This window comes from Paraburkholderia sp. WC7.3g (assembly GCF_050436345.1).
Classification (GTDB): Bacteria; Pseudomonadota; Gammaproteobacteria; order Burkholderiales; family Burkholderiaceae; genus Paraburkholderia; species Paraburkholderia podalyriae.
On sequence record NZ_JBNDMA010000004.1, the window covers coordinates 1 to 22,760 of the forward strand.

The 22,760-nt window shown below is 62.1% G+C and carries 18 protein-coding genes; 3 read left to right on the top strand and 15 right to left on the bottom strand.

The genetic code is table 11. From position 1 onward, the window contains the following. The 4 genes from OKW43_RS33405 to OKW43_RS33420 all read right to left on the bottom strand — a co-directional run. Positions 1-268: Cache 3/Cache 2 fusion domain-containing protein (locus tag OKW43_RS33405; protein ID WP_429452584.1), on the bottom strand; the 268-nt coding region annotated here is incomplete at its 3' end. Positions 269-319: 51 nt separating this feature from the next. After that, positions 320-550 carry a hypothetical protein gene (locus OKW43_RS33410; protein ID WP_429452586.1) on the bottom strand — a complete coding sequence of 77 codons (231 nt, stop codon included), beginning with the start codon at positions 548-550 and terminating at the stop codon, positions 320-322. Between the two features lie 254 nt (positions 551-804). After that, positions 805-2,844 (bottom strand): glycoside hydrolase family 28 protein, encoded by a 2,040-nt coding sequence (locus OKW43_RS33415; RefSeq protein ID WP_429454712.1) that lies wholly within the window; start codon positions 2,842-2,844, stop codon positions 805-807. A gap of 163 nt (positions 2,845-3,007) precedes the next feature. Beyond that, positions 3,008-3,316, bottom strand: coding sequence for a hypothetical protein (locus tag OKW43_RS33420; protein ID WP_429452588.1), 309 nt, complete (start codon positions 3,314-3,316; stop codon positions 3,008-3,010). A 334-nt stretch (positions 3,317-3,650) separates the two neighbouring features. Here OKW43_RS33420 and OKW43_RS33425 point away from each other — a divergent pair, with 334 nt between their 5' ends. Then, positions 3,651-4,883: a DUF2252 family protein gene (locus OKW43_RS33425; RefSeq protein ID WP_429452590.1), complete on the top strand. Its 1,233-nt coding sequence runs from the start codon at positions 3,651-3,653 to the stop codon at positions 4,881-4,883. Between the two features lie 42 nt (positions 4,884-4,925). Here OKW43_RS33425 and OKW43_RS33430 read toward each other — a convergent pair whose 3' ends face one another. The 4 genes from OKW43_RS33430 to OKW43_RS33445 form a co-directional block, all read right to left on the bottom strand. Then, positions 4,926-6,176: an ABC transporter permease gene (locus OKW43_RS33430; RefSeq protein WP_429452592.1), complete on the bottom strand. Its 1,251-nt coding sequence runs from the start codon at positions 6,174-6,176 to the stop codon at positions 4,926-4,928. A 34-nt stretch (positions 6,177-6,210) separates the two neighbouring features. Beyond that, entirely contained in the window at positions 6,211-7,731 is a 1,521-nt protein-coding gene (locus OKW43_RS33435; protein WP_429452594.1) for a sugar ABC transporter ATP-binding protein, read from the bottom strand. Then, entirely contained in the window at positions 7,732-8,709 is a 978-nt protein-coding gene (locus tag OKW43_RS33440) for a substrate-binding domain-containing protein (RefSeq protein ID WP_429452596.1), read from the bottom strand. Between the two features lie 67 nt (positions 8,710-8,776). Beyond that, a complete protein-coding gene (locus tag OKW43_RS33445) occupies positions 8,777-9,844 on the bottom strand; it encodes a LacI family DNA-binding transcriptional regulator (protein ID WP_429452598.1) in 1,068 nt (355 codons plus the stop codon). A gap of 197 nt (positions 9,845-10,041) precedes the next feature. Between OKW43_RS33445 and OKW43_RS33450 the strand changes: the two genes are divergently transcribed. Beyond that, the gene (locus tag OKW43_RS33450; RefSeq protein ID WP_429452600.1) at positions 10,042-11,163 is read left to right on the top strand and encodes a patatin-like phospholipase family protein; all 1,122 of its coding nucleotides are present in this window, start codon (positions 10,042-10,044) and stop codon (positions 11,161-11,163) included. Between the two features lie 40 nt (positions 11,164-11,203). Here the strand turns inward: OKW43_RS33450 and OKW43_RS33455 are convergent, their stop codons facing one another. The 6 genes from OKW43_RS33455 to OKW43_RS33480 all read right to left on the bottom strand — a co-directional run bounded on the left by OKW43_RS33455 (position 11,204) and on the right by OKW43_RS33480 (position 19,275). Beyond that, positions 11,204-12,325, bottom strand: a complete 1,122-nt coding sequence (locus tag OKW43_RS33455) for an asparaginase (RefSeq protein WP_429452602.1) — start codon at positions 12,323-12,325, stop codon at positions 11,204-11,206. 43 nt (positions 12,326-12,368) lie between these two features. Beyond that, complete coding sequence (aspA, locus tag OKW43_RS33460) at positions 12,369-13,787, bottom strand: aspartate ammonia-lyase (RefSeq protein ID WP_429452604.1); 1,419 nt, start codon at positions 13,785-13,787, stop codon at positions 12,369-12,371. A 95-nt stretch (positions 13,788-13,882) separates the two neighbouring features. Next, complete coding sequence (locus tag OKW43_RS33465) at positions 13,883-15,349, bottom strand: aspartate/glutamate racemase family protein (protein ID WP_429452606.1); 1,467 nt, start codon at positions 15,347-15,349, stop codon at positions 13,883-13,885. Then, entirely contained in the window at positions 15,346-16,641 is a 1,296-nt protein-coding gene (locus OKW43_RS33470) for a dicarboxylate/amino acid:cation symporter (RefSeq protein ID WP_429452608.1), read from the bottom strand. The genes OKW43_RS33465 and OKW43_RS33470 overlap by 4 nt, the downstream gene beginning before the upstream one ends. Before the next feature lie 122 nt (positions 16,642-16,763). Next, positions 16,764-17,678, bottom strand: a complete 915-nt coding sequence (locus OKW43_RS33475; protein ID WP_429452610.1) for a LysR substrate-binding domain-containing protein — start codon at positions 17,676-17,678, stop codon at positions 16,764-16,766. A gap of 193 nt (positions 17,679-17,871) precedes the next feature. After that, positions 17,872-19,275 (bottom strand): DNA-binding protein, encoded by a 1,404-nt coding sequence (locus tag OKW43_RS33480; protein ID WP_429452612.1) that lies wholly within the window; start codon positions 19,273-19,275, stop codon positions 17,872-17,874. A gap of 516 nt (positions 19,276-19,791) precedes the next feature. Here OKW43_RS33480 and OKW43_RS33485 point away from each other — a divergent pair. Next, positions 19,792-21,573, top strand: coding sequence for a hypothetical protein (locus tag OKW43_RS33485; RefSeq protein ID WP_222945578.1), 1,782 nt, complete (start codon positions 19,792-19,794; stop codon positions 21,571-21,573). A 59-nt stretch (positions 21,574-21,632) separates the two neighbouring features. Here OKW43_RS33485 and OKW43_RS33490 read toward each other — a convergent pair whose 3' ends face one another. Continuing rightward, the gene (locus tag OKW43_RS33490; RefSeq protein ID WP_187634535.1) at positions 21,633-22,727 is read right to left on the bottom strand and encodes a hypothetical protein; all 1,095 of its coding nucleotides are present in this window, start codon (positions 22,725-22,727) and stop codon (positions 21,633-21,635) included. Between the last annotated feature and the right edge of the window lie 33 nt (positions 22,728-22,760).

A 22,760-nucleotide genomic window follows, 5' to 3' on the forward strand; every position in this document is an offset into this window, starting at 1 on the left:
CTGACTGCAGCAGCCGGCCATAGCCCAACACGAGTACGGTATTCGCGGCCAGTGTCAGCAGCGCGAGTCTGGCGCCGATCGACAAGTTCCACACTTCATTGACGTCAAGACCGACGTACATCGCGCCGATGACCTCGCCGGTACTATCCCGGATCGGCTCGTAGCATGTCATGTATTGCTTGCCGAATAGCGTGGCATAACCGGTATAGGGCTGCCCGCGGCGCAGCATCCGATAGCCGGGATGCGAGCGGTCCAGTACGGTGCCCACGGCTCGCTCGCCAGTTTGCGTTTTGACCGAAGTGGCGACGCGCGCAAAGTCTTAGCCTATCGCGACGAACAGTGTGCCCGTCGCGCGGGTGTTGACGGTGAAGCGGTCCACTTCGCGATAGTTGAGGTTCAGTAGCGTGTTGCCGTTCAGCAGCCTGGGGGTCATGACACCGAGGATGTCGACACCGCTTGATTGGTCGCGTGTAAATGGAGCTGGGAAATACCCGGCGAGCGTTCGGGCGTGACGGCGCACCTGGGCCTTGAGTGGCAGCAGAGAGTGCATGAAGTGGACCCCTGTCGACTGTGTCAGCGACCCAAATGGATCGGACGTCTTTATTCTGATTTCATTAGACAGAATATTGCATTAGATGGCAATAGAGGGTCGTCGCTAATTTTAACTCACTGAAATAGCCGCTTACTCGCTCAGTGAGTCTTGCCATTTGCCGCATTCGCCAGTTTTAGAGGATACGAACGACTGCCAGATCATTTGGCGGGGAGGGTAAAGAGCGGCGCCCGCCGCTCTTTATAGCATCCTGTTTAACGCGGATCCGACAGCGTCTGATTGAGCGTCTGCCCAGCGATGATCACGTTCTGCAACGTAATGTCGTGCACGTTGTAGAGGTAGATCGGGCCCGGCGTGCTGGCGCTCGCGGGACCTGCCGCCGCAGGCGTCCCGAAGTCACAGTTGGAAATCGTCACTCCCGTGATGGCCGGTACGGTCGGCGCAGGCGCCGGACCGTTGTAGTCGAACGCAACTGGACCTTGTGCGACGATGGCCTGAAAACAGGAGCCGGTCGCACTACCCAATGTCACGTTCGAAGCATTGACGTTCGTGATGTTGACATTGTCCACCAGCGCGGGGCGTGTGCGGATGGCATCGGCAGCCGGCTGGTAATCGCAATCGAAGGTGATCAGGCCGCCTTGAGACGCGGACGGGTTGGCGGCCGTTGCGGTCGCAACGCCGATGGGCACGGTGCTGTTGATCGGACTGCCTGTCAGCATCTTGCTGCCGTAGCCTCCGCCCGTGAGGCTCACGCCGTGCGGGAGCGTGACGCCATTCACGTAGAAGTTCTTGACGTAACCCCCGCGGTTCATATTCGTCTTGATACGGATAGCGATGTTCAGCGAATTCGTTGCCCAGAACTGATTGAGCATGGTCAGATTGCGTGCGTAGATGTTCTGCACGCCGCCACCCATCTCGCTGCCGAGCGTAATGCCGCCGTGACCGCTGTTCATCATGCAGTTCTGGATCACATGGTTCTGCGCGGGTCCGTATTCCGTGTCGAGATCCTTGCCCGACTTGATCGCGATGCAGTCGTCGCCCGTGTTGAACGTTACGCTGTCGCACAGCACGGTGTTGCAGGCGTCGGGATCGAAGCCGTCGTTGTTCGGTCCGATGCTGTCGGCTGTAACGCCCCGGATCACGACGTTCGTGCAGTCGGTGGGATGATGCTGCCAGAACGGCGTATTGTTGGTTCGGTAGCTTTCCATCAGCACGTTCGTGCAACCGATGAACTCAACCATACACGGCCGCAGATAGTGGCCGAGACCGAAGATCCGCTGCGCGACCGGCACGCCCGCTTCCGACAGCGCCGGCAGGTAGTTCTGGTCTTGCTGCCACGGCGTGGCCGGATTGGTCAATAGCGCGTAAAGGGCGGCCGAAAGGTTGGGGGCGACCACCATCAAATCGACGTTGTTCGGGTTCAAATAGGCTTGAGACGGCGTGGACGACCCCGCGCAGCCGTACGCGCCACTGGTGCCCTTGTAGGTCCACCAGCAGGTGCTCGTGTTTCCGCTTCCGGCGAACGGTGTCATTGCCTGACCGTTCAGTACCGATGTCGGGCCTTCGCCGGTCAGCGCGATATTGCTCGCATTTCGCGCGTACACGGGCGAGCCGAAGTTCAGGCAGTCGTTTGCCTGCCAGCGGCTGTAGAAAAGCTTGCCGTTAGCGCCGCAGTTGACGGGGCCGTCCTTCGCATAATCGGTGGGGTTCGGGCTGAAATAGATCGTGCAGTTCGCACTCAGATGGAAGTTGACGTTGCTCTGCAGCACGATGGGGCCCGCGCAATACCATGTGCCCGCCGGCACCACGACCCGGCCGCCACCGGCTGCATTGCATGCCGCGATTGCCGCGAGGAAAGCGGGACGTGAATCGAACGATCCCGATGCGTTGGTCGCGCCGGCGCCTGTACTCACCGGCGATGAACTGCCCGTAAAGGGGCTGGCCTGGGCGATGACCGCGCACGGTTGCGCACCGTACTGTTCGACCTGGAAATCGACGGCCGGGAACGCGCTCTGTGTGATTTTCTGCAGCGCATTGATGATGTTCGTCGCTGAGCCGTTGGGGCCCCAGATGGGGTCGGCCGCAGCCGTTGACGGCGTGCTTCCGGCCCCGGGCGTAGAACCGGTGCTTGCACTTGCCGCGGGAGCGGAAACTCCACTGCCCCCGCCGCAGGCCTGCAGCAGCGCGCTGCCCGCTAGTGCGCTTCCCAGCCCGATGAATCCGCGGCGCGAAATGCGCAAGGAGTCGCCCGTTGCGGGTTCATTTTTATCAAGATCGAACGAAAGCTTGGACATCGAGTCCCCTCCAGACAAATTGTTGTATGTGCGCGCGAATCGGCAGCGCGCCGGTTGTATGACAAGTCTAGAAGAGTAAAGACAAGGACTCGGACCGTACACATGGTGGATACCCTTACGAGATGTTTCCTCCGTGCCTCGAATGAACGAATCAGAGTGGCGGTCAGTCTTTCGCAAGCCCCTCGGCGCGCGCGTGCCTGTCGCCGAGCCGCCGTCTTTGCGACGGCGTCGACAGCATGGAGTCGATGAACGTGTGCGCGCGATTTTCTCCATATTTGAACGCTTCGCGCTCAGTGAGAAAATCGAACTGCTCTGGCAGATTCGCAAGTTCGCGTGTTGGAAAGCCGGGCATCGTCACGGTCCACGAAACCCGGAAGCGGCGATATTTGCCGGCGAGTCCGTGCGATCTGGACAGCGACACGTGGACTTCGACATCGCAGCCGCGATATGGCGCATAGTACTGAGTCGACATGACCTTTCTCCCGCAAACCAACGCGCCGCCGGTTCTTAACCGATGTCGATTCAGCAATGCACATTCCCGCGGGCGACGAATATCGCCAGCTAAGGCACGGCCCGCAGCAGCGGGTGCCGCCATAACACTTCGGGCCTCGTTCTTGCTGATCGAGCAACCGTCGGAGTCCCTTGCGTGCGGCGATTGCAAGGCCAACGCACGTTGGTGGTTGCAGGCCGAGACTGCCCCCGGTATCGCCATACCGGGAACCCGACTGTGAGGTCAGCTGACGGGTTCGTCCATCCCACGAAGCGCCGCCTCCTAACGACACACCATTGATTCAGGTGGGGGCGTCATGACACGGAAGTCCGCAAAAAAAGGTGTGCCTTGCCCCGACGAAAGGCAGCCGCTTCTCAGCGCACGTCGCAAACAAAAAATGGCTCGCTCGGCGCATGCCTATGTCCGTGGCAGTGCTTCGCGCTTCTATGACTGGCTCGACAGCCAGCCCCGTGGCCGATTGCCCGAAGGACCGGCCGTGTGGATCGGCGGCGACTGTCATCTCGGCAACCTGGGTCCGGTCGCCGACGCGACCGGCAACGTGGCAATCCAGATCCGCGACCTTGACCAGAGTGTGATCGGCAATCCCCTGCACGACCTGCTGCGGCTTGGACTGTCGCTCGCCACCGCCGCACGCAGTTCGGACCTGCCCGGCGTTATCACCAGCAGCATGATCGATGCGCTTGCCGATGGCTATGAACAGGCGTTCGACGACAGCCGCAGCGACGCGACAAAAAAAGCGCAACGCCCCGACGTCGCGAAAATCGCCATGGACCAGGCGCTGCACCGGTCGTGGCGTCGCATGGACCGGCAGACTATCGACAACACTCGGCCAGCAATACCGCTCGGAAAGCGATTCTGGCCGCTATCCGACGAGGAACGTGCGGCGATTCACGCCCTCTTCGAGAGCGAGTCCGCGCACCGCATTCATGCGGCGCTGACCGGCAAAACGAGCGCTGCCCCGAAGATCGAAGTACTCGATGCCGCGTACTGGGTGAAAGGCTGCAGTTCGCTGGGACGGCGCCGCTATGCCGTACTGCTGAACGTCGATGACACATGTCCGTCCGACGGCCCACCGTACGTTGTCGACATCAAGGAAGCGGCCACGGCCGCGGCGCCTCGACGGGACGGCGCAAGCATTCCGCGCGATAACGCGAAGCGCGTCGTGGAGGGTGCGCGGCATCTCACCCCAATGCTCGGCGACCGGATGATTGCCGCCCGGCTGGATGGTTGCACCGTCGTTGTTCGTGAACTGATGCGGCAGGATCTGAAGCTGGACTCGGAACGACTCTCCGAAGACGATGCCGTGAAGGCCGCGCATTTCCTCGCGCTGGTCGTGGGTCGGGCGCATGCGGGGCAGATGGACGCCGGCACGCGCGAGGCATGGCTTGCCGAGCTGAGAAAGTGTCGAACGAAATCTCGCACCGCACCGCCGTGGCTATGGGACAGTATCGTGGAACTGATGGCGGTGCATGAAGTCGACTACTTCGGTCACTGCAGACGGTTCGCGCACGACCGGCCTTCACGGTAGGCAGCCAGGTACGCCGCACCGGTCTCCGTCTTGAATCCGTTGCTATTCGCGGCGTCGAGTCATGATCCGCTTGAGCCAGCCGCCGTGTCCAAATTCGGTTTGTTGAAGGAACACAGCGATCACGATGATCAGGCCTTTGAGCACGAGCTGGGTATTGCTGTCGATATCGTTGAGCAACAGGATATTGCCAAGGAAGCCGAAGATCAGCACGCCCGCCACCGTGCCCGAGACGCGGCCAATGCCGCCCGCAAGGCTCGTTCCGCCTATGACAACGGCGGCAATCGCGTCCAGTTCCCAGCCCATGCCGGCGTCGGCCTTGCCCTGCCGGTATTGCGCGGCATACAGTACGCCAACCAGCGCCGAGAGCAGACCCGAAATGGCGTACGCCATCATCTTGTGACGCTGTACGCCGAGCCCCGAGACAACGGCGCATTTCTCGTTGCCGCCGATCGCGTACAGGTATTTTCCGAACACGGTCCGGTTCATCACAAAGCTGAAAATCAGCGCGATCACAAGAAAGAAAAGCGCAGGCACGGGAACGAGATTGAACAGCAACGCACGCAGATTCTCGATGTCGCCCGTCGCGTTCGTGCCGCTGTAAATGGAATAGACAGCGGTATCCTGCCCCGCGATCAGCCGCGCAACGCCCAGTACGCCGACCATTGCCGCGAGCGTGACGATAAACGGCTGCATGCGCCCGCGCGTGATGATCCATCCGTTGATGCTCCCCACCGTAAAGCCTGCGAGCGGCACGATCCAGAGCACCGCAAGCAGCGGCATGCGGTGCGCGGCGTGCAGCGCGATATAAAGGCACGCAAGCGCCGCGCACACGAGCGCAACAGCCCCGTTCACCGTGCGCGCTCCACGGGAGCGCAATGGCGTCCGCCATGCGCTCAGCACGACGCAGACAATCGAGAACACGGCAATCGCGACGAGCACCAGCGACGCGTATGTTGCCCTGCTCCATCCTTGCGTCGTGAGCAGCATGGCCGTGAGCACGCTGCCCAAACCCATGATCGCGCCAACCGAAAGATCGATGCCCGCGGTGATGATCACCAGCGTCATGCCAATCGACATCACGCCAACGTTGGCGACCTCGCGAAATACGTCGGAAATATTTGCACTCGAAAGAAATATGTTGCTGCCGTCGTTCGCGAGCGGCGATGTGAACGCCCCGACCACGAGCAGCACGATGAGCCCGAGGTAATACTTAAGATGTGTCATCAGCACGCTCAGTTGACGCCTGCGCGTGGTTGCATCCGGCTCGGCGACACGGTCCTGCACATGCTGCATGGTCAGCCTCCAATCGGGGCGGCGGTCTATGGGTTCAAGGCGAGGCGAGACGGATCAGCACTTCGCCGGAAAAGTCACTGCGTCGGAGGATATCCTTCGCTCGCCCCTCGCATAAGACGAGAATGCGGTCGCACAGCAGCGTCAATTCATCGATCTCGGAGCTGGCAATCAGCACGGTTACCCCCGCGCGCGCCGCGCCGAGAATCTGCCGGTAAATTTCCGCTTTGGCGGCGACGTCCACGCCGCGCGTCGGTTCGTCGAGCAGCAGGATGCGCGGCTTCGTCATCAGCCATTTGCCGATGATGAGTTTTTGCTGATTCCCGCCTGACAGGCTGTTGGCGGACTGTGTGAGGCTGCGATGCTTGACCCGCGATGCGCGAGCCTGCTCCGCAACCCAGCCGTGCAGCCGGCGACGCCAGTAGAACGGAAAACCGGGTACACGCGGCAACGAAGGCAGCACGAAATTCGCTTCCAGCGACTGATCGAGCACGAGTCCGTCCTTTTTACGGTCTTCGGTAACGAAAGCGAGCCCGGCGGCGGCCGCTTCATCGGGAGACCGGAACGATCGATGCTGTCCCGCAACGACAATGCTGCCCTCCCGCGTATACGCCGAAATCCCGTAGATCGCTTCGAGCACTTCGGTCTTGCCTGCGCCAAGCAGGCCCGAGAGACCGAACACCTCGCCTTCGAGAACCGAGAACGACACATCGCGCACCAACGCCCGCGCTGTCCCCCGGAGCGTGAGGTTGCGCACGTCGACGCTGGTGTCGCGAACGTGTGGCGCCTCCTCTGCGCCGCGCTCCGGGGGCACGAAGTCCTTCCCGATCATCATCGAAACCAGAGCCGTCGACGATTCGATCTGCGCAAGCGGCAACGTCAAGATGCGCCGGCCGTCGCGCAGCACGGTGACGCGGTCGGCCACGGCAAAGACTTCGCTCAGCCGATGACTGATCAGCACGATGCCCATGCCGCGTTCGCGCAGCCGCCTCGTGAGCGTGAGAAGCGCGTGCGTCTCCGCGTCGGAAAGCGCCGAAGTCGGCTCGTCCATGATCAGGACTTTCGCATCGGCCACCAGCGACTTCGCGATTTCCACCAGTTGCTTTTCGCCAACCCGCAAAGTTCCGACGAGCGTTTCGGGGTCCGCACGGAAACCCAGTTGATCGAGCACGCCGCGCGCGGCCGCACGCATCGCGCGCCGATCGGGAAAACCGAGGCGCGTACGAAGTTCCTTGCCGAGGAAAATGTTATCGACCGCCGACAGCGTATCGACCAGATTCAGTTCCTGATGGATGATCGCAATCCCGGCGTCGATAGCGTCATTCACGTTCGCCAGCCGCGTTGGCACGCCCCGCACCCGGATCGTGCCGCTGTCCGGCCTATAGAGGCCGCCCAGCATCTTCATCAGGCTGGACTTGCCTGCGCCGTTCTCGCCGACCAGAGCGTGAATCTCCCCCGCCGCGACATCGAAGTCGACGCTCGACAACACGGCGCTGCCGTTGAACGAAATCGACAGGCTCGCTGCCTCGATCAGCGGTGCGGGAAGGACGGTATTCATTCAGGAGTGGCTAGCAATATACGCCTTGGCGTTGCCGGCAATAATGCCCTGGGTCGGCAACGTGACCCGCTTCGGGATCTTTTCGCCGTGGAGCAGCTTGAGCGCCTGGCGAATGCCTTCGGCCCCGGGTGTGGGATACATGAACGTGCCTGCCAGAAGCCCTTGTTCGACCCAGGTGGCGCCCTCCTGCGGCAATCCGTCGATGCCGACGAACTTGATACTCTTGTCGCGCCCAGCGTCCTTCGCCGCAAGATAGGCGCCGTACGCCATGGGATCGTTGTGGCCGTAAACCACATTGATATCCGGATTCACGCGCAGCACCGTCTTCATGTACTCGTACGCCTTGTCCTGCTTCCAGTCGCAGTCGACGCGCTCGCCCACGAGCTTCACCCCCGATTCCTTGCCGATCACGCTGAACGCGCCATCATGACGGTCGTGTGCCGGCTGCGCTCCGAAGCCGCCCCACACCTCAACGAGGTTGCCCTTCGCATGCCCCGGCCCGCCGAGCAACGTGACGATGAAAGTCCCGGCTTCACGGCCGATTTGCACGTTGTCGCCGCCGATGAACTGCGTATAGGCATCGCCGTTCACCTCACGGTCCAGCACGAACACGGGAATGCCCGACTTGTAGGCCTTTTCCACCACCCCGGTCAATCCCGCCGACTCCTTGGGCGAGATGAAGATCACATTCACCTTCTGGGCAATGAAATTTTCCATGTCGGCGTTCTGCTTGTCGGTGCGGTCGCCTGCATCGGCGATCACCAGATCGATCTCGGGATGCTTCGCGGCCTCGGCTTTCATGTCCTTGTTGAACTGAACGCGCCAAGGCTCGACCGTCGTCACCTGAGAAAAGCCAAACCGGTATTTTTTCTGCTGTCCGAAAGCGGGAACACTCACCAGTGCCCCGAGAAGACCCGCTGCACCGGCAAGGGGCACGGCGACCAGACTCCCGATAAGAACGCGTCGTTGACTGTCCATAGCCTGTCTCCTTTGTTGTCTGAACCGGGCGCCGTGGAACCGGCCTCGGGTGCCACGAAAAAATACGTTATAGCGGCGGTGCCGCGGATACTGGCGTGGCCTCGCGGCACTCGTCATACCGTACGGCGCCCGTGCTGTCGCGAACCCTAAGATCGGCGCGCATGCGTAAATGCACGATCTCGGAGCTCTCGCCCTGCAACTGCCTGTGCAGCAGATTCCAGATCGCGCGGCCGATGGCCTCGACCGGCTGATGAATCGAACTGATGCCGGGACGGAGCACCGACATCCAGGGGGCGTCATCGAACGAAAGCAGCGAGATGTCGTCCGGCAGCCGTAACCCCGCGTCGCGGATCGCCCGTAGCGCGCCAAGCGTCGCCACGTTGGCGCCCGTGAAGAGCGCGGTCGGCCGCTCGCTTGCAGCGAGCACCCCGAGCGTCGTTGCATGACTTTCCGTCTCGCTCATGCCGCATACGACCACACGTGCATGGTTTTCAAGCCCGGCGAGTCGCATGGCCTCGTGGTAGCCCTGAGCACGCTCACGGCTGTTGACCAGGTCGAGCGCATTGACGATGAACGTGATGCGCCGGTGCCCGAGCGCAACCAGATGTCCAGTCCCGTCCATCGCCGCGCGATGGCTGTCGGTTGTAACGGTATTGGCAGGAAAGCTGCTGTCGACACGATCGGCCATCACGAGCGGCACGTCGCATTCGCGCAACTCGCTGATGGCGTGCTCGTAGCCGTGGCACGGAATAATGATCATGCCGGCCACCTGCCGGGAGAGAACGAAGCGGATACGCTCCGCTTCGCGTTCGGGATCTTCCTGCGCGTGCGCGAGGATGAGTCGGTAACCGCATTCCAGCGCGTGGTCTTCGAGCGCGCAGACCAGTTCGATGAAGAACGAATTGGTCAGGTCGGGTACGACGAAGCCAATCGACATGGAGCGACAGCTGCGCAGTTCCGCAGCGATGCTGTTGCGCCGGTAACCGAGTTTGCGAGCCGCTTCCGAGACCTGGCGCCGCCGCGCTTCGCTCACGTTGGCCACGCCCGCAAGCACCTTCGAAGCCGTCCCGACCGAGACGCCCGCCGCATTTGCGACGTCCTTGAGAGTACTGGCACTCTTTTTTCGGTCGTCCATGCCAGCCTGCCCGCCTTGAGCTTGAAACGTTTCATAGCTTAGGAAACGGACTCTCAGGGTTCAAGGAGGATTTCTACCGGGTCTTTCCGTACAACCGAGACAAACCCGCAGCCGCTCCCGACGCTTGCGCCGCAACTCTCGCCGCGTGCGCGTAAGATTGCCGGGAACGCAATTAAGAACGCGCAGGAGCCATGACGATGGACGAACCCCGGAATTCGGCGCGACAGAACGTCCCCAAGGTCGCGTTTGCACTGCAAGGCGGCGGTTCGCACGGTGCTTTCACGTGGGGCGTGCTCGACCGTCTGCTGGAAGCGTCGTCACAGGCAACGCCATTCGACATCGCGGCAATCAGCGGCGCGAGCGCGGGCGGCATCAATGCGACGTTGTGCGCGGCGGGTCTCGCAACCGGCGGGGCGACGAAAGCACGCGACATGCTGCGCGCTTTTTGGGAATCGGTGTCGCGCGCCGGTGCGCTGGCGGGCAATGCGCTGTTCGGCTTTTCCGAACCCGGCCCATTCGGCGGCTGGAATATCGACTGGAACCCCGTCCCCATCATGCTGGAGGCCGTGGGACTCGTCGCTTCGCCTTACGGCAATCCGTTTTACCGCGATTCGCTCGGACCGGTGATTCGTTCCGCCCTGCCCGAACACGATCTCGCCACGCTCAATACGATGGGGGGTGGTCCGCAACTATTCATTTGCGCAACCGATGTACGAACCAACCAGCGCGCAATCTTCACACGCCCCGAGATTTCCGTTGACGTATTGCGCGCTTCCGCCTGCCTGCCGAGCGAATTTCGCACCGTCAGCGTGAACGGCATACCGTACTGGGATGGGGGCTATCTGGGCAACCCGCCTTTGGCGCCGCTGATCGGCCATGCCCAGGACCTGATCCTCGTTCTCGCGAACCCGTTCGTGCGCCGTGACATGCCGCCCAAAGACGCGCGCGGCATTCTCGACCGGCTCAACGAGATCGGTTTCAATGCATCCGTGGTGTTGGAGATCAACGCGATCGAAGCGGTCAATCGTGTACTCGACTCGGTCGGCGAGGAAGCGGCACGCAAAAGCCGCTTCAAGCCAGTGAGGTTTCACCTGATTCGCGATGACGATTTTCTCGCGAAGTTCGGCTTTGTCTCCAAGAGCAGCACGTCATGGGCCTTGCTCAAAACGCTCTTCCAGCGTGGACGCGAAGTGGCGCACGCATGGCTCGAAAATGACTACGCGAAGCTCGGGCATGCGTCTTCGTTTGACGTTAAGGGTTCGTTGCTCGATCCGACGCTCAAGCACAGCGGCAACGCGAGCGCGCAACGAAACTCCTGAGCGCCTCACGGTACATCAGGCCGCCGCCGCGCCCGACAGATCACCACGTCGCGCCAAACGCCTGCTGTACCTTGACCGGGTCGGTCACGCCGTTGGCCACCAGCAATTGCGTCAGCAACCGCGCCTTCTGCGGATTCAGATCGAGCGATGCGACGAATCCGCGCTTGTCGTCATCCACCTCGACGTTGCGGTTCACGAACCCCGACACCAGGCGCGTCGAGCGAACCACGACGATGCCTTTTGCCGCCGCGCGGTCGAGCGCCGCGAGGGCTTCTTTCGACATGTCGCCATCGCCTTCGCCTGCTACCACGATGCCCTTCGCGCCGTCGGCGATTGCATGATCGATCTGGCGGCCATCCATGTTGCTATGAGCGTAGACGATATCGACGCGCGGCAGTTGCCCATTCGCGGGCAGGCTTAGCGCAGCGCGCGTCGATTGCACCGCCGGCGTGACGAAGCGCACGCTTGCCGGATCGACATAACCGATCGCGCCCGAGTTCGGCGACGCGAACGCCTGGACTGCCGTGGTATTGGTCTTCGTGATCCAGCGCGGCGCGTGAATCTGGTCGTTCATGACGACCATCACGCCTCTGCCACGCGACTGCGCGCTCGCCGCCACTTCGACTGCCTCGTACAGATTGTTGGGACCGTCGGCGCTCGTGGAACCGCCCGGCCGCATGGAGCCGACCAGCACCACCGGCTTGTCGGAGCGCAGCACGTTGGCCAGGAAGAACGCCGTTTCTTCGATCGTATCGGTGCCGTGCGTGATCACGATGGCGTCAGCCTCGTTTCGCTCGAACGCCTCGTTGATCCGCCGCGCAAGCTGCAACCAGATCTTGTCGTTCATGTCCTGCGAGCCGACGTTCGAGATCTGCTCGGCGCTGATGCTTGCCAGTTTCTCGATGCCCGGAACGCCGTGCACCAGTTCCTGCCCCTTCACGTTGCCCGAGTTGTAGCCGATCGCCGAGCGGGGATCGGCGGTTCCGGAGATCGTGCCGCCGGTGGCCAGCAGGAGAACCCGCGGCGCGGCCGTGGCGGCGCTTGCCTGTTGCGATGGCGCGTCGGCCGCCCGCACCCAAGTACCCGCGGCAAGCGCCGCGATCAGCAGTGCCGCCGAAACGCACAGCCGCATGGCTGTTCGATCGATCGTATTGATGTTCATCTTTCACCTCATCTATCGTTTAAAAGAGTCGCGTGCCGTTCGCTCAACCCGCCGACGTCATTTGTCTCGGTTGCGTCAGCATGGCGGGTTGAAGGATCTCGTCGAGCTGCGCCTGACTCAACAGCCCTTTGTCGACCACGATCTGCGCGACGCTTTTGCCCGACGCAAGCGCTTCTCTCGCGACTTCAGTCGAGTGCATATAGCCGATGTACGGGTTCAGCGCAGTCACGATGCCGATCGAGTTCTCGACGATCGCGCGCAGCCGCTCGCGATTCGCGGTAATGCCGTCGACGCATTTCGACGCGAGGGTGAGGCACCCCGCACGCAGGTGCGCGACGCTCTTGAACAGGCTGTGCGCGATGATCGGCTCGAACGCGTTGAGCTGGAGTTGCCCGGCTTCGGCGGCGAAGCTCACGGTCACATCGTTGCCGATGACCTCGAACGCGATCTGGTTGACGACCTCCGGAATCACCGGATTCACCTTGCCCGGCATGATGCTCGAGCCCGCCTGCACCGGCGGCAGGTTGATTTCGCCAAGGCCCGCACGGGGACCGCTCGACAGCAGGCGAAGATCGTTGCAGGTTTTCGACAGCTTCACGGCGACGCGCTTCAATACGCCAGACAGCTGCACGAACGAGCCGACATCCTGCGTCGCTTCGATCAGATTGGGCGACGTGGTCAATGCAATACCTGTAATTTCGCTCAGGTGTCTGCATGCAAGCTGCGCGTATTCCGGATGCGTGTTGATGCCGGTGCCGATCGCCGTCGCGCCGAGATTGATCTCGCAGATAAGCTGGGCCGCTTCCTTCAGCCGTTCTTCGTCTTCGCCGAGCATCACCGCGAAAGTACTGAACTCCTGGCCTAGCGTCATCGGTACGGCGTCCTGAAGCTGCGTGCGGCCCATCTTCAGGTCGTTGCCGAATTCCACCGCCTTGCGTTCGAAGGACGCGCGCAACACGCCCATTGCGTCTACGAGTTGCATGATTCCCGCGTGCGTGGCGATCTTCAGCGCGGTCGGATAAACGTCGTTGGTGCTCTGGCCGAGATTCACATCCTCGTTCGGATGAAGAACCGCGTATTCGCCGCGCTGTTGCCCCAGATGTTCGAGCGCGAGATTGGCGATGACTTCATTCGCGTTCATGTTGGTCGACGTTCCCGCGCCGCCCTGAATGACATCGACGACGAAATGCTCGTGCGCGGCGCCTGAGCGCACCTGCCCGCATGCATGCACGATGGCCTGCATCTTCACAGCGCTCAAAAGGCCGAGATCGTAATTCGCGAGCGCCGCGGCTTGCTTCACGCTCGCCAGTGCATTGATGAGGTTCGGATACGCGGAGATCGGAATGCCCGTGATAGGAAAGTTCTGCATCGCGCGCAGCGTGTGCACGCCGTAATAGGCGCTCGCGGGCACGGAGAGATCGCCAAGAAGGTCGTGTTCGATACGTTCGGTCGGTGCAAGCATGATTACCTCTCAGGTTCTAAAATCGGCAGGCGAGCGGGGTCATCCGGCACACGTCGTGTGCAGATCCGTCGCGCTGACTGGTTGATGCGGTTGGGTTAGTGAGGCGGCGCGGTTGCGCAGGCGACACACTGCTTCGCGAGCACATCGGTCGGATCGACGACGCTCACGCGTGCGCCGTTCGCGCCGACCACATACGGCTCACGAAGCAGCAGCGGCAGTTCCGTGCAGCCGAGAACGATGACTTCGGCGCCAGCGGCGATGAGCCCGTCGATCGCCGCGGCGATGTCTTGCTGGCACCGCCCCGTCGTGAATCCGGCCTTCACACCTTCGTTGCCGTAGATCGCGTCCATCACGCGCGCCTGCAGCGCGGGTGCCGGGACAACCTGCCTCAAGCCGTGCGATTCGAGCGCCTGCTCGTAGACGCCGCTCGCGATCGTGCCGGACGTCGCGAGCACACCGACCGAGCGCAGCGCGGGAAACGACTCGCGCAGATAACGCACGGTCACCGTCAGCATATTGACGATCGGCACGCCGAGATAAGGCTCGATCCGCTCGACGAAAGCATGCGCCGTATTGCACGGGATCGCGATCAGATCCGCCCCGCCCGTTTCGAGTTTCTTGCAGGTCGCGTAGAGCGAGATGGTCGGATCGGGTCCATCGCCAATCAGATTCTCCGTACGATCCGGGATCTGCGGGTTCTGCTCGACGAGGAGCTTGATGTGGTCCTGATCGCGCCGCGCGGGCGTCGCGCGCACGATCTTGTGAATGAAATCGACGGTGGCCGCCGGACCCACGCCGCCCACCACGCCGACCTTGAAGATCGTCTCGGGCGTGTGGTACTGACCGGAGACGACGTACTGCGCGTAAGCCAGGTTCGAATCGACGAGCGGCACGCGCAACGCACCGAGTTCATCCGCGACGAGCGCGATCTCGGTGAGACCCGGCACGATGATGTTGGCGCCCTGCTCGATCAGGTCCTCGCACGCCGCGCGCAGCAACTCGACAGGGCGGCCACGCAGATTGCCGCTCTTCACGCCATCCTCGCCATAGACGGCTTCGGTGACGAAATCCATACCGTCGCTGGTTCGCGGATGGATCACTTCGAACTCGGGCGCCGCGAAGTACTTCTCGAACAGGCGCTTGCGCCGCGTATGAGCCGACGCGAGCACGCCCACGCGGCGCACCGCAGGAAATCTTCGGCGCACGTGGCTGCGGACCGCATCGACCATGTCGACGATCTGCAGCGGCGAATTGGCTTTCAGTTCGTCGATGAACGTGTGGCTCAGAAAGCATGGCAGCACGACCGTCGTCACGCCGCGCTTCTCGAAGCTGCTGATCAGATCGAAGATGTACAGCTTGCGCTGCGTCAACGTCTCGCTGTCGGCATCGGCGCTGCGGAACGGCTGCTGCTCGAAGATTGCATCGAAGTGCTCGGCGTCGCGCGTGGCTGGCGTCGATTTGATCAGTTTGAAGAACACGTCCGCGCTCGCGAGCGGGCCAAGCCCGCCCACCACGCCGAACTTGCGCGCGCTCGTGGCAGCCGTTGCGCCGATGCCGCTCATTTCGTATCGCCTTCGAACTGGCCGAACGAAGCCGTCGCCAGCGCCGCGCGGCGTTCCTGCCGCGCCACGCGCTGGCCTTCCCACTTCGCGATGGCTGCCGTCGCGATGCTGTTGCCGATCACGTTGGTCGCGGTGCGCCCCATGTCGAGAATCTGGTCGATCGCGAGCACCAGCACGACGCCCGATGGCGGCAGATGAAACATCGGCGCGACGGCCGCGACGACGACCACCGATCCGCGCGCGACACCCGCCATACCCTTGCTGCTCACCATCAGCACGAGCAGCATCACGATCTGCGTGCCGATCGGCATGTCGATGCCGAACGCCTGGGCGATGAAGATCGCGGCGAACGCCTGATACATCATCGAGCCGTCGAGATTGAACGCATAGCCGAGCGGCAACGTGAAGCCGACCACTTTCTTGTCGACGCCGAATTCCTCCAGCTTTTCGGTCAGGCGTGGATACGCCGCCTCGCTGCTCGCGGTGGAGAACGCCAGCATCGCGGGTTCGCGGATCGCCTTGAGCAAGGCCCAGATCGGCTTGCCGAGAAACGCGTATCCGGCGAGGATCAGCGTGGTCCACAGCAGCGCGAGCCCCGTATAGAAGCTGGCGACGAGCTTGCCGTACGTCGTCAGTACGTCGAGGCCATGCACCGTGATCGCCGATGCCAGCGCGCCGAACACCCCCAACGGCGCGAGACGCATCACGTAATCGGTCAGTTTCAGCATGGTCGGCACGAGCCCTTCGACGCCGGCGATCAGCGGCGCGACGCGCGGGTCCGACTTGATCACGCTGAGCACGATCCCGAACATCACCGAGAAGACGAGGATCTGGAGGATATCGTTGCGCGCCATCGCATCGACGATGCTGGTGGGGAACGCGTGCGTCACGAAGTCCTTGAAGTTGAGGCTGGACGTGTTGAGCCCGGTGGCAACGTCAGCGCTCGTCTGGGTCATGTGCAAACCCGCGCCCGGTTGCAGCAGATTCGCGAGCGCGAGACCGAGCGCGAGCGAGAACAGCGACGCGCACAGGAACCACGCGATCGAGCGCAGACCGATCCGGCGCACGTCGCTGGTGCCTCCCATGCCGGCGAGACCTGACACGAGCGTGGCAAACACGAGCGGCGCGATGATCATCTTCACGAGCCGCAGGAAGATATCGGTGATGATCGAAAAGTAGCCGGCGATCTCTTTCGCCTGCGCGGCATCGGCCGCCGTGCGATGGCAGACGTAACCGACGGCCACGCCGAGCACCATGCCGGCGAGGATGTAGAGGGTAAGCCGATTCTTCATGTGTCTCCGTCCTGGGATTATTTGTGTCTGGACGGAATTCTAGAGACGGCAGAAAAGACGTGAATGCTAGTGTTGCATACGGCTATGCAATTTTCGCATAAGGCGGGATAACCCTGGCAGGCCTAGTCGGCGGCTCCCCCGGAGGCCCGAAGGTGCCGCCACAGCGTATCGAGTAGTTCACTGCGATTCGTGAGGTCGCGGTACACCCGCAACTCCAGCTCCAGTTGCCATTCGGAGCGGCCGACGGCGACAAGTTGGCCGGTGTCGAGTTCGGCGGCGATCGAGCTCTTCGGCAGCCACGCGACGCCCTCGCCTTCCATCACGAGTTTCTTCACGACCTCGGCCATGTCGGACTCATAGTGAAGATGCAAGGCGGGCGACGCTTTCCTCTGCTCCATCAGCAACGCGAAGCAGCGCCCGAAGTAGCTCGTCTCCGTATAGGCGATGAACGGCATCGGCTGTTCCATCACGCCGGGCAGACGGTACGCGTGCGCAAGCCGCTGATTGGGCCTGCATACCGGCATGAAAGTATCGACGCCCACGGTCACGCATTCATACCTGGCCGGATCGAGATGCAACGGCAGTTGCGGATGGTGATAAGCGAACATCAGCTCGCAGTTGCCGTTGACCAGCATCAGTATCGAATCGTGCACGTTCGCCGGAATCACGCGCGCTCGCACTTCACCGACATGCTTCGACAGCGTTCGCAGCCACGGGGGCAGGAAGTTCAGCGCGATCGTGTGGCCCGCTGCGATCTGCAGGCTCGTGCCCGCAATGCGCCGTTCGGTGCGAATGATGGCCCGCGTGTCGAACAGCTTGTCGAGGATGTCTTCGGCCGCGTCACGAAACAGCTGCCCTGCCGGGGTCAACGTCGGCGGAAAGCCGCTGCGATCGACGAGATCGGCGCCGACCCATTGTTCGAGCGACTGAATGCGCCTGCTGAAGCCCGACTGCGTGACGTTGCGAAACTCCGCGGCGCGCGAAAAGCTCTGATAGCGGGCGAGTGCGATGAAGTCTTCGATCCACTTGATTTCCATCAGCCATCGGTCTCCGGTCCGGCGACGAACGGGATCGCCGCTGCGCCGGCAATTCTACGCTTGCCCGCGCCTCACGCTGACTATCGGACCGACCTCGAACCGCCATGCACAGGTACTTGATCACGAAGTAGGCGGCCAGTCCGAACTCGATGTCGTTGCCGAGTCTGATCACTTTCGGGCCGCATATCAGGCATCACGCTGGCGAGCTTTCAGTGTCCAGCTTCGACACCAAACCCGTCTTCTCGTCGTAGCGATAACCTTGTTTCTCGAGCTGGGCGTTGATCGTTTCGACGACCACTTGCTGCTGAATCTCCTTGCGCAGCAATTCATGCTCCGGCTTGAGCTGGCCGAGTTCAGCGGCAAGCCGGCGGCTCAGCGACGCTTCGCCTGCGCCGCGGGCGAGGACCACGATCATTTGTTCATTCGCCTGAGCCAGTTGCTGCTTCAGTGCGTTCGAGTAATCGGCCCATTTCCTGACGGTCTCCCGCGCTTCGGCAATCGCGGCGGAATGAGCTTGCGCGTCGCGCGCAATCTGCGCGTGCAACGCCTCGATCCGCTGCGAGTCGGCACCCACCGGCGACGCAGACTCCATGCCCGCGACGTTCTCGCTCGCCGCCGCGCTTTCGGCCAGTTCGGCCGCGCGCTGCTGCTCCGTGTCGGCACGCTGCTGCGCTTCGGACAAGCTGGCCGACAGCCTCGCGATTTCGAAGGCGCCCGCATTGCGCTCATCGGTCAGGCTGGCGATCTGCGTCTGGATGTTCTGTAATTCGAGGGCGGCGGCATCCCGTTCCGCCTGCGCGCCCGCGACGTCTTCCCGTCGGGCCGCGTGCGCTTCCTGCTCGGCCTGCAACTCCGCGCGAATCGCTTCCAGCTCGCTCTGAAGACGAGCGACCGCTTCGGAATGCGCCGCCTCCAGCGCCGCGCGCTCCGTTTCGCCGGCCGGCGTTTCATCAACTGATGCAGCCGACTCGCTCGGCACCTCGTCCGCGCCCGCGGCGTCGGTCTGCTCGCGCGAAACCGCTCCACGTTCCGACGCCAGTTCCGCGCGCTCCAGTTCCGCTTCAAGGAGCGAAACGCGCTCAGCAAGTTCCTGTGCGCGCTTCTCCGCGACGTCGGTCCGTTGCACCGCGAGTGCGATGTCCTCTTCGAGTCCGACCACCGCATCGACCTTCTCGTCGTAGGCGCTCGTGATCTGATCCAGTTGGACCTGCAGCGCATCGAGTTCCTGGACGGTGGTCTGCAGTTCCGCGAGCGCGTCGTCGCGCTCGTTGCTGGCGTCCTCGACACGCTGGCGCATCGCGGCGAGGCGTCGCGCGACTGCGCGTTCAGCTTCGTCCTGCGCTGACGTCCACAGCCGGTCGAGCGCATCGCGCATGGTGTGGGTCACGGTTTCCGGCAACGCAGGACGTTCGACGACCTGTGGCACCCGCGGGGCGCGCATTTCACGCCATTTGCGCAATGCCGCTGCCACCGCGACCACCGAGCCTGTATGGACTTCGGACCAGATGGCTACGGGTGATACCTTCTGGCCCTCGTCAGCCATCCGGTTTGCGATTTCAGCTACGAGTTCGTCCGTAATCGTAATGTTGCTTGACATGCCTGCCTCGACAAAGTGCAAGTGGTGACGAATACCGTTTCGTCGTTCGGGAGGCCGCCCCGCGTTGAGACCCGCCTCGCATACCTACGAATTGTCGGTTAGCTGCCCGGCGGTCAATCGTTCGAAAAGCCTAGGTTACGGGGAGGTATTCATCGGATTGCGCCGCGACCTTGCAACGCCCGCTTTGCTGGACCCCATCGCACCCAGGCGGCGTGCCGCTGCACAGGCATCGTCCGACTCCCAATCCCTCCCGCGCCCGCAGAGTGAAATCTTTCCGCAGTTCGTCCATTGCGAGAAGGACGATTTTATTTCCGCACGACCCTGCTCCCACGCGTCGCCTGTGCCGACAGACAGGCATGACTTGCCGGACGCAGTGAACGGTCGCAACGAAAGACCGCGCGCGGCCGCACATCGAATGTCCTGAACGGTTCACGCGACGCACTCGCGATCCGCAGGGCTCCCCAACTTCTCTGCAAATTCTTTGTGGGCCGCCTCGCGGCAGCCCGCGCTATTGTCATGATTGCACGACGTCAATTTCTTGGTTGTCTCACCGCGCTCAGCGGAAGCGTCGTATTGAGCGCGTGCGGCGGCGGTGGTAGTGGTACCGCGGATGCCGGCGGCTCTCCCCCGGGCAATGCCGCGAATCCTTCGGGCACGGCGGCAGCGCCCCCTGCCGGCACTGGCAGCGTCGGCATCGCCAGCACGACGGGTACGACGAGCTCTGGAATCACGACCTCGACGGGCGGCGCGACGACCGTGGTGAACGGCTCGTCGCCGCCGCCCTCAAGTGGAACGGTGTCCACCGACGGATCCGGCTCGACTTCGGGCGAAAGCTCCGGCTCTGCATCAGATCCGAACTCGGGATCGGCCGGCAACGCTTCGAACGTTTCGCCGCAGAACACGACCATCCCGCCGGCGACGGTGGTCATCGACAATCAGAACGCGTCGTGGACGCTGGTCGACGGGTCTGTCTACCGGAACGGCGTCGCAGCGGGCAACACCTACAACGTCTCGTTGATACTCTGGTACGGGGGTGTGATCTATCACGAAGGAACGGGCGGTCAGTTTTACGGATGGAACGGCTCGGGATGGCAATCGTGCGATGACCCACGTTTGGGCGGCACCTCCGCCGACGGCGCCGCGATCCCGCCCGCGTCGTATCTGATCGATAAAGTCGGTGCCATATGGACCGTGGCGAACGGCGTCGTGTACCGCGATCGGAGTGCCGTCGGCACGATGTCGAATGCGGCGCTTCTGCTGTGGTACGGCGGCAAGTTCTGGGCACAGACGACCGGCGGTCAGTTCTACGTGTGCGCCGATGCCGATCAATGGTTGCCGTGCAACGATCCGCGCATCGTGACCGCGGCGCCAGCCGGCTCGTTTCACGGTATCAACGGGCACTACGATTATCTCTATTCGACGACACAGCTTGTGTCGATCATCAAAACGCTCGGCTGCTCGACGTACCGGCTCAGTTGTACCGACAACCCGTCGCAGCTCGCCGCGGTCGTGGCGTTGGCACAAGCTTTCCAGTCAGAGGGCTTGACGCTTTTCGTGATAGTCGATGTCGGCATCTACGACAACAACGGCAACCTCTTCACGAGCGAATCGGCGGCGTACACGCGGGGTTTCAATTGCGCGGTCGCTGTGGCGGCCGCGTTGCAACCCCACGGCGTGACCATGTATGAATGCGGCAACGAACTGACGCGCGCAAGCGGGATCATCCTCGATTCCACCACCGCAGGAACGAAAGTGGTCGACTTCAACAATGCGAACTGGCCGCTGATGCGTGGCGCGATGCGCGGCATGATCGCGGGGGTGAAGTCGGTGCAAGCGGATGCGCAATGTGGCGTCAATTTTTGCGTCGCGGATATCGGCGCATCCGACGCCCTATGGGACGGCAAGCAGCCCGATGGCACGAGCGGCCATCCGACCGTACGGTGGGACTTGACCACCTGGCACAACTACGAGGTGTACGGCGACCTCTTCGATATCGGCTCCGACGGGTCCGGCCCGGGTTTCGATTTGCCCACCTACTGCAAGGCCCGATACGGCGTTCCCTTCGTGATTTCAGAGTGGAACACGGGGCCGGAGAAGACCGGGGCGTACCGGGCCCACTACATCGCGTCGCGCCTGCTCACTTATTACCAGGCGAGAAAGACGAAGAACATTCAATCGGCGATGTATTACGAGCTCGATAGCGGTGACGCAACCTACGGTCTGGTGATCAACGGCACGGCGCTTTCGCTTCCGTATGACGCGTTCGCGAGTTTTGTCGCGAGCCATCCCGACAGTTGAGCGTCCCGCTCACGACTGTCGCCCGCCGCGGCCGGCAATAGCCGACCCGCAACAAACCGTCAACTCCGCGGTTCGGCAACCGGTTCGTTGCCCTTCCGAAGCGATTCAAGGCGCAGAACGAGGAACATGATCATCGGTGACACAGGAGACAGGTGCCGCAGGAATGAGCCATAGTCCGGTTCGAAGATAGCCTGCGTTGCGATGAAACTAACCACAAAACAGAAGCACAGTTTCTCGAAGCGGCCTACCGGAAATAGCGATGTGGCCATGCGGAAGCGCAGGAACACAATCCAGAAGGTAAAGAACACGCCAAGACCGCCAAGCATCTGCAACGGAGAACCCGACGTGATCAGGCGCAACGGCAACACGAAGGTCGCAAGCGTAATGGCGACGTTCGCCACCCCGATGAACATACTGCTGCCCGGAATGAACTGAACGATGATTGAACCCACTTCATTCGGATCTCGCCACTCGTTGGCACTCTGCCGCGCAAAGTCCAACGATTGGCCGTAAACCTTCTGAAACACGACCGCGACGATCACGAACATGACGAGTGCGATCACGACCAACGCCAAAGGCTTTCTGAAGCTTTTCGGCGCGAGGTAGAGAAACACGGTCGCGACCAAAGTAATGGCCCAGTACGAGCGGAAGTAAACAGCGACCAGTCCTGCCAGCACCACGAACAAAGCCAGAATCGCGCGAGACGAGCTATAAAACAGCAGCAGCATCACTACGACAGAAATGATGAGCTCTTTCGACGGAATGCCGATGTAGACGGTCTGATTGACAAGCCAGAACGCAACGAGGACAAACTCGGCGGGCTTCAACGACTTGACACTGGAGCGCCAGATGGCGAAAAACATGCCGAGTGTCGATGCCAGAAAACCGGCAAGGGAGATTGAAAAATTCTCCAGCCCAAAGCCCTTGAAGATCCACGCGAGGTTGTCGAACGAATCCCCAAAGGCCTTGAACGAAGTGACGGTCTTCATCCGGTCGAAGATCTGGGCCTCATCGTGCAGAAAGCGCTCGGGCAGCAATGAATCGTGCGCCGCTGAAATGGCGTACAGCGCAATGAACAACAGGAACCACACCGCCGCTGACACGCCCGGACTCGCACTCTTGCCGATAATGCCAGGTATTTTTACAATGCGCATGCTTTATCTCCGAACGTGCACGTGACCGGTAAG